Origin of the sequence: Pseudarthrobacter sp. NamE2, from assembly GCF_005796205.1 — a bacterium.
In the GTDB taxonomy this organism is placed as follows: Bacteria; Actinomycetota; Actinomycetes; order Actinomycetales; family Micrococcaceae; genus Arthrobacter.
In genome coordinates this window covers 141,966-156,733 of sequence record NZ_VAHN01000005.1, presented here as the reverse complement: position 1 = coordinate 156,733, position 14,768 = coordinate 141,966, and the positions used below count along the sequence as shown (strand labels likewise).

Sequence of the window (14,768 nt, the reverse complement as noted above, 5' to 3'; positions counted from 1 at the left end):
TCAGTCCAGCAGCAGCGCGGGCTCTTCCAGGATGGCGGCGACGTCGGCCATAAAGCGGGCGGACAGGTCACCGTCCACCACGCGGTGGTCGAAGGAACCACCAAGGGTGGTGATCCAGCGGGGAATTACCTCGCCGTCAAGGACCCAGGGCTTCTGCTTGATGGTGCCGAAGGCGACGATGGCCACCTCGCCGGGGTTGATGATGGGAGTGCCGGTATCGATACCCAAGGCACCGATGTTGGTGATGGTGAGCGTGCCGCCCTGCATTTCGGCCGGCTGGGTCTTGCCGGCCCGGGCTGTCGTGGCCAGGTTGTTCAGGGCCAGCGCCAGCTCCTTGAGGGACAGGTCCTGGGCGTTCTTGATGTTCGGTACCATCAGGCCCCGCGGCGTTGCGGCCGCGATGCCCAGGTTCATGTAGTGCTTGACATGGATTTCGGCGCCGTCTCCGTTGTCCACCCACGCCGCATTGACGCTCGGGTTGCGGGCGGCGGCCCAGATCACCGCCTTGGCCAGGATGAGCAGCGGTGAAATTCTGATGCCCTCGAAGTCCCGGGACGCCTTGAGCCGCTTGACGAACTCCATGGTGCGGCTGGCATCCACATCCACGAAGATGCTGACGTGCGGGGCGGAGAAGGCGGATTCCACCATCGCTTTTGCCGTTGCCTTCCGGACGCCCTTGACCGGGATCCGTTCAATCCGCTGATCCTGCGGCCTGCCGGCCTTGCCCCAGAACCCGTCCGCCTTGTCCAGTTCGGCGTCGCGCTGCGCCTGGTAGCTCACCAGGTCCTCGCGGGTCACCTCGCCCCTGGAGCCGGTGGCCACTACGTCGGCGAGGTCGATGCCCAGGTCACGGGCAATCTTGCGGACCGGGGGCTTGGCCAGGACACGGTTGACCAGGCCGGTGATGGTGCCGCCCAGGGTGGGGCGGGTATCGACGGCGGGAGCAACCGGGGTGGTTACGGCGGCGGGCGTCAGCGGCTGGACCGGCTCCACTTCCGGCGCGTTGGCCGCCACGGCAGCAGCGGGAGCCGCTTTGCGGGGCCGTCGCTTGACGGCATCGGCCTTGGGCCCGGAACCCACCAGCGGACCACCGGCCGGGGCACTTTCCTGAGTGCCGCCGTCGGGCGTTCCTGCCGCCCCCTCCCCCTCGGGCAGCTTGCCGTAGAGCGGCTGCACGGGAGTTTCCGGGGCGCGCGTGTCCGGCGGCGTGGGGTCGCCGGACACGTCGTCACTCACGCTGATGATGGCGGTCCCGACGTCGATGGTTACCCCTTCAGGGACCAGCAACTCCCTGACGGTCCCGGCGAAGGGGGAAGGCAGTTCCACGATCGACTTGGCCGTCTCGATCTCGCAGAGGATGTCGTTGATGGCGACGGCGTCCCCCGGCTTGACCTTCCACGAAACAATTTCCGCCTCGGTGAGGCCCTCGCCGACGTCCGGCAGGTTGAACTTATTGAGAGTCATGGTGTCCTCAGTAGGAGAGGGCGCGGTCCAGCGCCTCCAGGATGCGGTCGATGTCCGGAAGGTAGTCTTCTTCAACCTTGGCAACGGGGTACGGCATATGGAAGCCGCCCACGCGGATCACAGGGGCTTCGAGCGAATGGAAGGCGCGTTCGCTGACCCGCGCCGCGATTTCGCCGCCGATGCCGCCGAACGTGGGGGCCTCATGCGCCACGATGAGCCGCCCGGTCTTTTGCACCGAGGCTGTGACCGTATCGAAGTCCAGCGGGGAGATGCTGCGGAGGTCGATCACTTCCACGCTGCGGCCGTCCTCCTCCGCGGCGTTTGCCGCCGCCAGGGCCACGGGGACCAGGGGCCCGTAGGCCACGATGGTGGCGTCGGTGCCTTCCCGGAGGACGTGGGCCTTGAACGGATCCGCTGAGGGGCCGGGCGACTCCACATCCACCTCGCCCTTGAGCCAGTAGCGGCGCTTGGGTTCGAAGATAATGACCGGATCCGCGCACTCCACCGCCTGCTGGATCATCCAGTAGGCGTCATGCGGGTTGGACGGGGTAATAATGCGCAGGCCTGCGGTGTGCGCGAAGAGCGCTTCCGGTGATTCGGAGTGGTGCTCCACGGAACCGATGCCGCCGCCGTACGGGATGCGCACCACCACCGGGACGGTGAGGTTGCCGTTGCTGCGGGCATGCATCTTGGCCAGCTGGGTGGTGATCTGGTTGAAGCCGGGGAAGACGAAGCCGTCGAACTGGATCTCGCAGACCGGGCTGTAGCCGCGGAGGGCGAGGCCGATGGCGGTGCCGATGATGCCGGACTCCGCCAGCGGGGTGTCCACCACGCGGTCCGGCCCGAACTCGCCGATCAGCCCGTCAGTGACCCGGTACACACCGCCGAGCGGACCGATGTCTTCACCCATCAGCAGCGACTTCGGGTTGCCTGCCAGGGTGGCGCGCAGGCCCTCATTGATGGCCTTGGCGATGGTCATGGTGGTCATCAGTGGCCTGCCTTTGCTGCCGGTCCGGCGTTTTCCGCGTCCAACTCCTCTTCGCCGGCGAACCCTGAGCTGTACTCCTCGAACCATGCGAGCTCTTCTGCCACCAGGGGGTGGGCCTCGGCGTAGGTGTTGGCGAAGGCGGAACGGATATCCGGGGTTTCGAGGTCGTGGGTGGTCCGCCGGACGTAGGCGGCGAGATCATCGCCGTCGGCCTTGACCTTTGCGAAGAAGGCGTCATCGGCGAGGTCCTCGGCGCGGAGGTATTTTTCGAGCCGCAACAGCGGATCCTTTGCACGCCAGGCGTCCTCTTCCGCAGAGTGCCGGTACTTCGTGGGGTCATCGGCGGTGGTATGCGCGCCGACGCGGTAGGTGAATGCCTCAATCAGTACCGGGCCCTTGCCCTGGCGTGCATGTTCGAGCGCCCACTCGGTGACGGCGTGCACGGCGATGACGTCGTTCCCGTCCACCCGGATGCCGGGAAAGCCGTACCCTTTGGCGCGGTTGGACAGCGGGACGCGGGTCTGGACGTTGGTGGGAACAGAGATGGCCCAGTGGTTGTTTTGGCAAAAGAACACCACCGGCGCGTTGTAGGACGAGGCGAAGACCATCGATTCGTGGACGTCGCCTTCCGAGCTGGCACCGTCCCCGAAATAGGCGATGACAGCGGCGTCCGGCTCCTTGGCCGCCTGGGCGGCGGACTTCTGGTCCCTCTGGATGCCCATCGCGTAGCCCACGGCATGCAGTGTCTGGGCGGCAAGGACAAGCGTGTAGAGGTGGAAGTTGGTGTCCTTGGGATTCCAGCCGCCGTTGGACACGCCACGGAACTGGCGGAGGAGTTCGGCCAGATCCACGTTGCGGGTCAGCGCCACGCCGTGTTCCCGGTAGGTGGGGAAGATGTAGTCCTGCGGCTGGCTGGCCCTGCCGGAACCGATCTGCGCGGCCTCCTGGCCGGTGAGCGGCACCCAGAGCGCCAGCTGTCCCTGCCGCTGCAGGGCAGTAGCCTCAATGTCGAACCGGCGGATGGACGCCATGTCGGCGTAGAGTCCCCTCAGGTCCTCCGGGGTCAGCCTGTTGGCATATTCGCTGTAGACGGGGTCGGCGGCCAACGTACCGTCGGGACCCAGCAGTTGCACCATCTGGGCCGGCGGCTCGCCCATCACGGCTTCCGCATCAGCTTCCCGCTGATCGTCAACCGCTGTTCCGTCAAATTCGGTGGAAGGCAGATGTGTGCCCATACCGTCTCCTTGCTTGCCCGCATCCGGATGCTCTGCAATATCGCTGGAATATATGCCTTTCACGGAATACATTCCCTGTGCGGCATATATGATGGCTTACTGATCCTAACTTTATCTTCAGTAGGTAGCCACGGAACCACTTGTTAAGCGCTAGGAAGGCTTCGTAGCCTTTGTATAGTCCGCACACAGGTGAAGGAACCTCGTGTTCGCCTCGGGCTCGCCGATGGTCACCCGCACGCCTTCGCCGGGAAAAGCCCTCACGGACAATGCATGTTCCGCTGCAAGCTCCGCAAAACGGGAGCTGTGATGGCCCAAGGCCAGCCACACAAAGTTCCCTTGCGCGTCCGGCAGGTTCCAGCCCAGATCCTTCAGCCCTGCCGCCACTCGTGCCCGTTCATCCACGAGCCTTTGTACCCTTTCTATAACTTGCGGAAAGTTCTGCAAGGACACGATGGCTGCTTTTTCGGCTATTTGCGACACGGCGAACGGTGTGGCCGCCACCCTGAGGTACTGCGTCAGCCCTGGCTTGGAGACGCTGTAACCCACCCGAAGCCCGGCCAGGCCATGGGCTTTGGAGAAGGTGCGGAGCACCACTACGTTTGGGTATTTGCGGTAAAGTGCCAGGCCGTCCACGGCGTCGGACGCCCTGACGAACTCCTGGTATGCCTCGTCAATCACCACCACCACGTTGGATGGGACGGAGCGGATGAATGCTTCGGTCTCCGTTGCAGTGAGCGCGGGGCCGGTGGGATTGTTCGGTGTGCACAGCAGGACCACCCTGGTGCGGGCGGTAACCGCGGCGGCCATGGCCTCCAGGTCGTGCCGGCCGTCCGGTGTCACGGGGACGGGTACGCCCTGTGCTCCGGCCAGGCCTACGCTGATGGGATAGGCCTCGAAGGAACGCCAGGCATAGACCACCTCATCCGGCTTGCCGTCATCGTTCTGGCCCGCGAACGCGGCCAGGATCTGGTTCAGCGCACCCAAGCTGCCCGCCCCCGTGACAATGTCCTCCGCGGGAACATCCAGGAAGTCGGCGAGCGCGGCACGCAGGCGGGTACTGAGTGGGTCCGGATACCGGTTGAAATCCGCCTGCCGCGCAACGGCCTCCAATACCGCGGGGATTGGCGGGAGCGGATTCTCGTTGGAGGACAGCTTGTAGCTTGCCAGTCCCTCGACGGCCGTAGGCGGCTTTCCGGCGGCGTAGCGCGGCAACCGGCCCACGACCGGGCGCGGCGCAATTCCGTCGGCCACGGTCTCTGATGACGTCATGCAGACCAGCCTACTTCTCCTGCCGCGCACAGGGAGCGTGACTGTTTACGGCGGGCGGGACCTGCCGTTGGCACGCCCCGCCCGGCTTCCTGTCCTTCAGGAGTGGCCTAAGACGCCGGCACCTGAAGTGCCGTGCTGTCGGCCCGACTGCCCGCCAGCTGTGGCGCCCACGCATCCGCTCCGTGAAGATAATCCTGCACGGTGAACTCTGCGGCCAGGCCCGGTTCAAGTTGCGGCCTGTTGGAAGTGATCCGCGATCCGGGCCCGTTGTTGTTGAACTCGTGGAAGCGGGCCTCCCGCCAGGAAAAGCCGCTCATGTCTGTCCACGGCGCGTCGGAGATGTGCGCGCCCAGCCAGGAATCCCGGACCAGCACCTGGGCGATGGCGTCCGGATCTCCACCCGGATGCCAGGGCCTGCCCAGATGGACAGTTCCTGCCGCTGCGTCCGACACAAAGCGGCATTGGGTGAACAGGTATCCGTGCTTGATTCCAATATTGGCGCTGCCCGCGGAGACGTAACCGTTGTTGCTGTCCGACCGCCGGTCCAGGGAGCGGATCTCACAGGAAGAGAAGACGGCTGTGCCCCTGCCAAAGATGAAGTCAACGTCTCCCTCGATGTACGAGTCACTAAAGTACGACCTGGCCTGCACCCCGCGGGCGGGGGAGTCAACAAGGAGTGTGTCCTGGTTGCCCAGGCACCGGACATTGGAAAGGACCGCGCGGTCCCCTGCCAGGAACAGTGCCACCGCCTGGCGGTTCTTCATGTCCTGGTTGGCGGCTTCGTCGAAGTCGTTGCTGAACGTGATGTTCCGGGCAAGGAATTCCGGCCCGTCGATCCGCACGCTGGCGCTGCCGCCTGTTCCATAGGCTCCGGTTCCGTCCGGTTTGGGGGTGCCCGAGGCGTTGTTGTAGACGAGCACCACCTCCTCCGGTGTCTGCCCAAGCCCAATGAAAGAAATCCGTGGCTTGTTGGCCGGAACCCGGACAAGCCCGCGGTAGGTACCGGGCGCAATACGGATCTCCGTACGGCGCGTGCTGTTTGCGGGCACGGAGTCGACGGCGGCCTGCACTGTCCCGAACTGGCGTCCCGCCCCGACTTCCAGGACCAGCGGTTTGTCCACTGGCCGCTCGCTTGGCCAGTAGATGCCTGCAAGCGCGTCCAGCGGCGCATCGGCGTGCTGGAACCAACCCGGCGGCGTTATCTGTTGCACCTGCAGCCCGGCAGCGACAAGCCTTGCTACAGCCAGCGCTCCCTCGGCCTGAAAATGTGTATTGTCCGTAACGCCATTGGGATACTGGGGGTACTGGCCGGGCGTGGCGTAGAGGAAATGGGTTTTGGTTCCCTCCGGGCCGAGCTGCTGCCACAGTTCCTTGGATGACGTGGTGAGGTCCACCAGTGGGGTTCCGGTGGCTGCTGCCAGTTCCCGGACGGCCTGCGGATAGGCGCCATGAGAGTCCTGGGCGACACCCAGGGGGCTGAACCTCCGGCGTTCAACCGGCGTGACGAGGACCGGTTTGGCTGCGGCCGAGACTGCAGCATCAATGTACTTCTGCAGGTACTCCTTGAACGTGGTCTGGGGCTCCGTGCCCCGGGCGGGGTCCTCCACTTTTTCATCGTTGTGGCCGAAGGAAATGAGCAGGTAGTCGCCGGGTTGCAGCGCGGACGCCACCTCGTCCAGCAAACCGGCGTCGGAATAGCTCCTGGACGAAGCGCCGGACCAGGCGTAGTCGAAGACGGATGCCTGCGGGCCGAGGAGCAGCGGGAGGGCCTGGCCCCAGCCTGCACGGGGCCGCTCTGAGTGCTGGCAGACGGAGGACGTGGAATCACCAACAACGAGAATCACCGGGTTGGTTCGCATACGCGGCGCAGCCGGCCGGGTAACAGCGTGGGCAGGCGCTCCCGGTCCGGCAAGGACAGCTGCTGCGGTGACGGCGGTAAGGACCGTCCGGCGGGTGGGCCTGAAGTCCCGCATCAGTGTTTTTCTCCCGCCGCGAAGACCGGTCCCACATGATCCTTGAGCAGCGCCGGTACTGCCTGCGCCGGATGGACCTGCGTCCGCAGCGTAGGCGTCCACGATGTGTCCTCGGCCAGTTGCTTGTCAGCGGCAGCGGCGGTGTTATAGGCAGCGCGAAGGTCCACGAGTTTACCGTTGACAGTGTTCCCGGCCGTGGTGATCACCTTGCCCTTGAAGTGCCCAAGGATGGCTGAAGCCGGGATATTGCCGGGCAGGGTGAAGGCATTGGCTTCAGCATGGATGTGCGAGTCAACTCCCGCGCCGAAGGTGTAGCCGTAGGGCACCGGCGACCCGGAGGTAGTAACGAAGTGGTTGTTGTAGACGTCCACCTGGCCGAAGCGGACCCTGGGTGCACGCTGGCCCACGTTTTCGAAAGAGTTGTGGTGGATGGTGACGCGCAGTTTTCCAACGTCTCCCCTGGTGGTGGAGTCCGTGGAGCCGATCAGCAGGAGTTTGTCGTGGTCCGAAAAGCGGTTGTAGGACATGGTGACGAGGTCCGAACCGTTGGTGACATCCACCGCGCCGTCGTGGACCTGGTAGGGCCTGCCGAAGTAGGTGGGCTGGAGGTTGTCCAGGTTGGGCGCGTCGGTGAAGTGGGAGTGGTCCACCCAGACATTCTTCGAGCCGTTGATGATCTGCAAGAGATCATATTCGCTGTTCCAGTTCCCTGTGGCACCGTCCGTGGGATCCCAAGCGGGAAAGCAGTCGGCCGCGTCCCGGACCGTGAGGTTCCGGAAGATCACGTTTTCCGCACGGTTGATGCGCAAGGCTGCCCCAGTGATGCTGCTGTCCGGTCCGGCGCCAACGATGGTGGTGTTGCTGGGGATGTCCCAGCGGATGGTCGCTGCCTGCTTGGCGGCAGCCAGGCGGCGGGCTGATTCCTGCTCCCCTGCGGGCTCCTGGTCCGTGCCGTAGCGGGCAGGGTCATAGTCGTAGAGGTACTGCTGGAGGGAGTATCCGGTTCCAGCCGCGTAATCCGCACAGGTCAGTGCTTTGCCCTCCGGGCCGCTATTCGCGGAAATGTCACCGTGGACCCGAATGATCCGGGGCTCGGCGCCGGCAGCTGCGAGGGCGGCCAGGAGCCCTGCCCGGTTATGCACATCGAAGACCCTTTCCGGCGATGCTGCAGCTCCTCCCGTTGTGCCCGCGCCGGCAGACGCCCAGCCGTCCCCGGAGGGAAGTACCTGGCGCTCAACGGGTTGTTGTGCTGTCTGCCCTGTTGGTGATGACTGGGATGACCCGGGCGTTGCGTTTGCTTGTGCCGGAATGGCAAGCAGGGCAGCTGCTGCGGCGGCGAACGCTAAGGAACGTTTGATGCGCATGTTCTCTCTTCCTCCATTGGAATGAACGGGCGCCTACACGGCGGACGACTGCACCACCGCAAGAAAGCGCTTTCTACAGTGTGAGAAACCGCTTTCCCTCCTGTCAAGGGTATTTACGGGACGTGACTGCAAGGAGGCCTCGACGCACGAAGCGCCTACGCCCCGCCCAGCAGATTCACAGGCCGTTATGCAAGCATGGTTTCCATGGGCTCCCTTATCCTCCGGGTCATCATTAATGCCGCCGCGCTGTGGGTGGCAAGCTGGGTCTTGCCAGGACTTGAAATCTCCACGGCCGCAGCCTCAGAGGCGGTGGCGAAGACCGGCGTTACGGAGGGCACGGACACCATAGGCGTTGTCCTGGCCTACCTGTTCATCGGTGCGATTTTTGGCCTTGTCAACGCGCTTGTCCGGCCTGTCATCAGTTTCCTCGCCCTGCCCATCACCATCCTGACCCTGGGCCTGTTCACCATCGTCATCAATGCCGGAATGCTCTACCTGACCTCCTGGATCAGCAGTTACACGCCGGTGGAATTCACCATCGATTCCTTCTTCTGGACGGCGGTCCTTGCAGCCATCATCATCTCTTTGGTCTCGCTGGCAGCCGGAATCCTGCCCGGTGGCCGGAAGCGGTAGGCGCCCGGCTGTTCACCTACCGCCCGCCACGCCCACGTTCGTGAGTGCGCGGGTCCTGGGGCGTGAGGACACTTGACGCCGCCCTGGTCCGCGCGAGCGAGAACCGGGTTGCGGTAGCAGCACCACCGGCACCAAGTACGGTGCCCAGCACCGCGGACGACTGCAGCAGGGCGGGGTCATCACTGCTTGCCACAAGACGGGCCCCTTCCTGGTAACCGTCAAGGCGGTGGCCAGGGCCCAGGCCTTTGTCCCCACCGGATTCCCAAGGGTTAGCCATGGTGACGGTGACCCGGCTGCGGGTCTCCGGGTTGGCTGCACCATCGCTCCCGGGCACCCAGTCGGCCTCATGCTCCAAGTGCAGTGCGCTCACGCCTTCCTCCAGCACGATTCCTGCAACGGGGGAACCGGCAGTCAGAACGTACTTCATGTCGTATCGGTCCGAAACGCGGGGGTCCGCTGCCAGGTTCATGGCGTGGATGCCGCCCTGGCTGTACTCCACTGCAATCACGGGCGCGCCGGGTTCGGCGCCTGCGGCTGCCAGGGCGTCAAGGACGGCGGTATTAACATCGGCGGATTCGTACAGCAGCCCCTCAATAATGCCGGCCTCGTCGAACGGATTGTTGTGGCCGGCTCCCGTACCTGCAGCCTGGGTGCCGGGCACAACAACCAGAAAAACCTTCTCCCCGCCGTTATCGACCTCGACAACCTCGATGTAGCCGGCTCCCCGCGCGTCGATCTGCCGGATCCGCTCCAGAAGGCCGGCGGGTGAGGAATCGAGTTCCACTTGCACACTTTCCTCCCGGCGAACGGTGATGTCGCGGGGGATGTAATTGGCCACCAAAAACATCAAGGCATCCCGCACGAACGGCTCCTGTCCAATACGGGCCCGGACCTCGGGCGCCGTAAGCTGCATCAGGGCGATGATCCTTTCAGTGGTCCGGCCGTCCGGCACTCCGGAAGCAATGCTGATATTCCAGGAGCGGCCGAGTTCCTCCGCGGTGGCGAGGCCAAGAAACCTGCCCACGTTCGCCCGCCATTCCGCGTCCTGGTAATCGCGGATGCACGCCCTGATCTGGCTGCTGATGCGCTGCATTTCCGCCCGGGCGGCCTGAACCCGCCATTGGCTGTTCCGCACGGCGGCCAGATATGGCACGGCGGACCAGGGCGGCTGCCGGTCAAGCCAGCAAAGCTGATCCAGGATTCGTCCGGCCTCCTGCTCAACGAATGCGAGGTTGCCAGCCAGCGCCTCCAGTTTCTCCGCTCCGGCCGTCAGCTCCTCAAGCTGCACGCTGATGCCGGTGGCGCCACCCCGGATGGTCAGGTGCCCGTCCTGGGAAGGGCCAAAAAGCCGGATGCGGTCACCGTCCACCGTGGTTCCCCCGCATCAGCGCCAACTATCATCGGTGGGAGCCGCCTGTGCCCGCTGCTGCGCGTGCCTTGCCACGGCTCTCCTGGCTTCTTCAAAGCTGTCCAATGCCTGCCCCAGTTGAACACCCTGCCGTGCCACGGTTTCCCGGTAGGCCTGCCCTGCCGGCGACTGCCAGTCAAGCAGCTGGATGCCGCGTGAGCCGGCCAGGACTTCCTCCACCCTCGCCCCGCAGGACTCAAGCCGCGCCACCAAAGAGTACATTTCGGCAGCCTGGTGCTCACCAGACCCCGGCGGCAGAGCGCCGCTGACCATCCCCATGCCCACTCCCTTGCCCGAACCCGGCCCCGGCCCCGGCCCCGGATCCTGCCAGGTACCGCGCCTGCTAATGCGTCAAGGCTAAGGAAGGCGTCCCACCAAGCTGAGCGCCGCCGTCGTCTATGTGGACAAGTAACCCGAACAAGGCCGCTTAAGGGGCAACTGCAGTTCATGAAACAATCAGCACATGCCTGAATCCGCCGCCACAGCTGCTACACGTACGCCCTCAGGACGCCTGGCCCTTGCCGCGTCACCGGAAAAGATCGCCCTCGGTCCGCTGGACGGCCGCTACCAGTCGACCGTCGCGCCGCTGGTGGACTACCTGTCCGAAGCCGCCCTGAACCGCGACCGCGTGGCTGTTGAAGTTGAATGGCTCATCCACCTCACCAGCAACAACGTCCTTCCCGGCGCCAGTGAACTCAGCCAGGAACAGCAGGACAGGCTTCGTGCCATCGTCACCGAATTCGACGCAGCGTCGGTGGCCGAACTGGCCGAGATCGAGGCTGTCACGGTCCACGACGTAAAGGCGGTGGAGTACTACATCGGCCGCCGCCTTCCCGCCATCGGGATCGAGAACCTGACCGCCATGGTGCACTTCGGGTGCACCTCAGAGGACATCAACAACCTGTCCTACGCTTTGGGCGTCAAGGGCGCTGTGGAGGACGTGTGGCTGCCGGCCGCCCGCAGCCTGGTGGCCCAGATCAGCAGGATGGCCGAGGACAACCGCGCCGTCCCCATGCTGTCCAGGACGCACGGGCAGCCCGCAACCCCCACCACGCTTGGCAAGGAACTGGCTGTCATCGCCCACCGCCTGAACCGCCAGCTGGACCGCATCGCCAGGACCGAGTACCTGGGCAAGATCAACGGCGCCACCGGCACCTACGCCGCCCACGTGGCCTCCGTCCCCGGCGCCGACTGGCAGCAGGTGGCACGGTCCTTCGTGGAAGGGCTTGGACTGACCTGGAACCCGCTCACAACCCAAATCGAAAGCCACGACTGGCAGGCGGAGCTCTACGCGGACGTCGCCCGGTTCAACCGCATCCTGCACAACGTCTGCACGGACATCTGGAGCTACATCTCCATCGGCTACTTCGCTCAGATCCCGGTGGCCGGCGCCACGGGTTCCTCCACCATGCCGCACAAGGTCAATCCCATCCGCTTCGAGAACGCCGAGGCCAACCTGGAGATCTCCAACGGCCTGCTGGACACCCTGGGCGCCACCCTCGTCACCTCCCGCTGGCAGCGCGACCTCACCGACTCCTCCAGCCAGCGCAACATCGGCGTGGCCTTCGGGCACTCGCTGCTTGCCATCTCGAACGTCGCCAAGGGCCTGGAACGCCTTGACGTTGCCGAGGACGTCCTCGCGGGAGACCTGGACACCAACTGGGAAGTCCTTGGCGAGGCGATCCAGATGGTCATGCGCGCCGAGGCGATTGCCGGCGTCGAGGGCATGGAAAACCCGTACGAGCGGCTGAAGGAACTCACCCGCGGGCACCGGGTGGATGCCGCCCGTATGCAGGAGTTCGTGCAGGGCCTGGGGCTCTCGCCGGAGGCCGAGGCACGCCTGCTGGCGCTGACGCCGGGCAAGTACACGGGCATCGCGGACCAGTTGGTGGACCACCTCAAGTAGGTCCCGGGCGGGCAGGTAGTACGACGGCGGCGCCGGGCAGGGGAAGCCCGGCGCCTTCGCGCTTTCAGCCGCTTGATGCGCGGGGTCCGGCCTGACCTGCTGCGTCTGCAGAGTGCGAAACTGGAGAGCATGAAACTGCTCCTCATCCGCCACGGACAGACTCCCGGCAACGTCCTTGGCCAGCTGGATACCGCCCATCCGGGGCCAGGCCTGACGGAACTCGGTGAGCGGCAGGCTGAAGCCATGGCCAGGTCCCTGGCAAACGAGCCGATCGGTGCAATCTACGCTTCCACGCTGATCAGGACCCAGATCACGGCTGCGCCCTTGGGAAAGCTGCAGAGCCTCGACGTAGAGGTGCTGGAGGGCCTGCACGAGATCGAGGCCGGAGCCCTGGAAAAGCTGACGGACCACGAATCGCATAAACGCTATATGGGGACGGTCTTTTCGTGGGCGGCTGGAGACCTTGACCGGCGGATGCCCGCAGGACCTGACGGGCACGAGTTCTTTGGCCGCTTCGATGCAGCCATCGCCAGAGTAGTGGAGCAGGCGGAGCGGCGGCAGCACGGGACAGCAGCCGTGGTAAGCCACGGCGCCGCCATCCGCACCTGGACCGGGCGCCGGGCGGAGGACGCCGACCATGAATTCGCTGCCAGGCACGTACTGGCAAACACCGGAATTGTGGCCTTGGAGGGGGATCCCGGCTCCGGCTGGAAGCTGATCCACTGGGACGGCAGCCCGGTGGGCGGGCTCGCCCTCGCAGACCCTACCGCAGAAGACCCTACGGGGCGGGATACAGCGGGAGCCTAGGCCGGGACCAGCCGGGCTGCAAGCTCTGCCGCCTCGGCCGCCGTGGGCCGTTCGGCCGCATCCATAGCCGTAAGGGAGCGGAGGAAAAGCCGCCAGCGGGGCCCGAGGAACACAGGCACATCCGGGCTCCGGAGCGTCCTGGCCACCAGGGACTCGATGGCGGTTCCCGGAAACGCCCTGGTGCCTGTCATCAGTTCAAGCAGGACAAGCCCCATGGCGTAGACGTCCCACGACGGCTGCGCCGCACCGCCGGACGCCTGCTCAGGGCTCATGTAGTGCACGGTGCCGGAGGACATGCCCGGTTCCGGCGCCGAACCAGCCTCGGCGGCGATGCCGAAGTCGATAATGCGGACCGGGCTTCTCCGGAGGCCGCTCAGCATCAGGTTGGCGGGCTTGATGTCACGGTGGACAAGTCCGCAGCCATGGATGTGCGCCAGCGCGCTGAACAGCCCGCCTGCCCAAAGGGCCACGTCGCCGGCGCTGTGGCTCTTGCGGAGGGACGCCTCGGACAGGTTGTACCCCAGGGCCAGCTCCTCGGCCACGAAGGCACGGCCCCTGTGCGGTCCGCCTTCATGAAAGGGCCCCTCGGCGACGAACCTGATGATTGACGGGTGCGAAAGCGCGGCGAGTACCGCAGCCTCATTGCGGATCCGTTCCTGCTGCTTCGCGGAACAGTCCACTGCCACCTTGACGGCAACGTCAGGGCCGCCGGTAAGGTCCACCGCCCGGAAGACTTCAGCTACCGACCCCCGGCCCAGGCGCTCCCGAAGCTGGAAACGGCCTGCGACGGCGGGGCGCCCGGCATGGAACGTGGCATGGCGTCCCCGCTTCGGGGGCGCCATGGCGTAGGCGGTCATGCGGCGCCGGCCGGGAAAGTGGCAGCAAGTGGAAACCAGGCGTCAAGCTGGAAACCGCACTGGCAACGCCACACCGGGGGCAACTCGACCGGCGCGTGCGCCTGCGTGCCAAAGCTGTAGCCGACGGCGGGCCCTCCAATTGCAGGAGTGACCAGTTCCATGGGTGCAGCGCAATGCGATGGGCCAGTTTCCTGCTGGTAAAAGCCACTCAAGGGGATCAACTCGTTCACGACTCCATCTGGTAGTGCGTTGGGGGCTGATCGTAAGCCTACATATTGCTAGTCCATCTAGCTAGCCGAGCTAGCAACTTTCGGATGAACTTCTCCTGTAAGGGCCAGCGCTTCCGTCATCCGCTCCAGGAAATCCACCACCGCGCGGGCCTGGTCTGCCGTCAGTGATTCGGCGACGGACATCATCCGGCGGTGCATTGCGCCCAGCGTCTCGCGGACCTCGCGGTCTGACTCAACCGTGGGAATGACCACCACGGACCGGCGGTCCGAGGGGTGCGCCTCCCGGCGGACGTGGCCGCTCGCCGCCAGCCGGTCTATCAGCGAGGTAGTGGAAGCGCTGGTAATGCCGAGAAACTGGCTGAGGTCCTTTGGAACCACCATTTTTCCCGAGGCCTGCACGCGCAGGAGGTAGCGCAACGCCAGGATGTCCGTCTCACCCATGCCCATGGAGTCGCGGGTGGACCGGCGGACAGCCGTTTCTGCAGTACGGTAGTCCCTCAGGGCCTTCAGTACAGCAGCACCGTAGTCAAGCTGCCCGTCCGGCCCATACCAGTAGCCGGAGCTTTCGTTGCCAGTAGAAGCCATGCACCTATTTTAGACAGACTGCTTACTAGTCCGCCAAGCTACTTATAAG

13 protein-coding genes are annotated in these 14,768 nt (G+C 65.2%); 3 read left to right on the top strand and 10 right to left on the bottom strand.

The features are described 5' to 3' along the window. From FDW83_RS08340 to FDW83_RS08315, 6 genes are all read right to left on the bottom strand, one after another. Window positions 1-1,464 (bottom strand): dihydrolipoamide acetyltransferase family protein, encoded by a 1,464-nt coding sequence (locus tag FDW83_RS08340; RefSeq protein ID WP_138137371.1) that lies wholly within the window; start codon window positions 1,462-1,464, stop codon window positions 1-3. 7 nt (window positions 1,465-1,471) lie between these two features. Next, window positions 1,472-2,452 carry an alpha-ketoacid dehydrogenase subunit beta gene (locus tag FDW83_RS08335; protein WP_138137369.1) on the bottom strand — a complete coding sequence of 327 codons (981 nt, stop codon included), beginning with the start codon at window positions 2,450-2,452 and terminating at the stop codon, window positions 1,472-1,474. Further along, window positions 2,452-3,687: a pyruvate dehydrogenase (acetyl-transferring) E1 component subunit alpha gene (gene pdhA / locus FDW83_RS08330; protein ID WP_138137367.1), complete on the bottom strand. Its 1,236-nt coding sequence runs from the start codon at window positions 3,685-3,687 to the stop codon at window positions 2,452-2,454. The genes FDW83_RS08335 and pdhA overlap by 1 nt, the downstream gene beginning before the upstream one ends. 150 nt (window positions 3,688-3,837) lie before the next feature. Continuing rightward, window positions 3,838-4,956 carry a histidinol-phosphate transaminase gene (locus FDW83_RS08325; RefSeq protein WP_138137365.1) on the bottom strand — a complete coding sequence of 373 codons (1,119 nt, stop codon included), beginning with the start codon at window positions 4,954-4,956 and terminating at the stop codon, window positions 3,838-3,840. Between the two features lie 107 nt (window positions 4,957-5,063). After that, window positions 5,064-6,929: a pectinesterase family protein gene (locus tag FDW83_RS08320; protein ID WP_138137363.1), complete on the bottom strand. Its 1,866-nt coding sequence runs from the start codon at window positions 6,927-6,929 to the stop codon at window positions 5,064-5,066. Then, window positions 6,929-8,293, bottom strand: coding sequence for a polysaccharide lyase family 1 protein (locus FDW83_RS08315; RefSeq protein WP_138137361.1), 1,365 nt, complete (start codon window positions 8,291-8,293; stop codon window positions 6,929-6,931). The genes FDW83_RS08320 and FDW83_RS08315 overlap by 1 nt, the downstream gene beginning before the upstream one ends. Before the next feature lie 204 nt (window positions 8,294-8,497). On the opposite strand from FDW83_RS08315, the gene FDW83_RS08310 reads away from it, so the two are divergent. Then, on the top strand, window positions 8,498-8,926 hold the full coding sequence (locus tag FDW83_RS08310; RefSeq protein WP_138137359.1) for a phage holin family protein: 429 nt from the start codon (window positions 8,498-8,500) through the stop codon (window positions 8,924-8,926). A 16-nt stretch (window positions 8,927-8,942) separates the two neighbouring features. On the opposite strand, the gene FDW83_RS08305 is transcribed toward FDW83_RS08310, so the two are convergent. After that, window positions 8,943-10,295: a hypothetical protein gene (locus tag FDW83_RS08305; RefSeq protein ID WP_138137357.1), complete on the bottom strand. Its 1,353-nt coding sequence runs from the start codon at window positions 10,293-10,295 to the stop codon at window positions 8,943-8,945. 15 nt (window positions 10,296-10,310) lie between these two features. Next, window positions 10,311-10,613 carry a hypothetical protein gene (locus FDW83_RS08300; protein WP_138137355.1) on the bottom strand — a complete coding sequence of 101 codons (303 nt, stop codon included), beginning with the start codon at window positions 10,611-10,613 and terminating at the stop codon, window positions 10,311-10,313. A gap of 184 nt (window positions 10,614-10,797) precedes the next feature. Between FDW83_RS08300 and purB the strand changes: the two genes are divergently transcribed. Beyond that, complete coding sequence (purB, locus tag FDW83_RS08295) at window positions 10,798-12,240, top strand: adenylosuccinate lyase (protein WP_138137353.1); 1,443 nt, start codon at window positions 10,798-10,800, stop codon at window positions 12,238-12,240. A 129-nt stretch (window positions 12,241-12,369) separates the two neighbouring features. Beyond that, entirely contained in the window at window positions 12,370-13,047 is a 678-nt protein-coding gene (locus tag FDW83_RS08290; RefSeq protein WP_138137351.1) for a histidine phosphatase family protein, read from the top strand. Here FDW83_RS08290 and FDW83_RS08285 read toward each other — a convergent pair. Together FDW83_RS08285 and FDW83_RS08275 are read right to left on the bottom strand one after the other, a co-directional pair. After that, the gene (locus FDW83_RS08285; protein WP_138137349.1) at window positions 13,044-13,904 is read right to left on the bottom strand and encodes a serine/threonine-protein kinase; all 861 of its coding nucleotides are present in this window, start codon (window positions 13,902-13,904) and stop codon (window positions 13,044-13,046) included. The two genes, FDW83_RS08290 and FDW83_RS08285, sit on opposite strands and share 4 nt — an antisense overlap. Window positions 13,905-14,191: 287 nt before the next feature. Next, window positions 14,192-14,719, bottom strand: coding sequence for a MarR family winged helix-turn-helix transcriptional regulator (locus FDW83_RS08275; RefSeq protein ID WP_138137345.1), 528 nt, complete (start codon window positions 14,717-14,719; stop codon window positions 14,192-14,194). Window positions 14,720-14,768 lie beyond the last annotated feature (49 nt).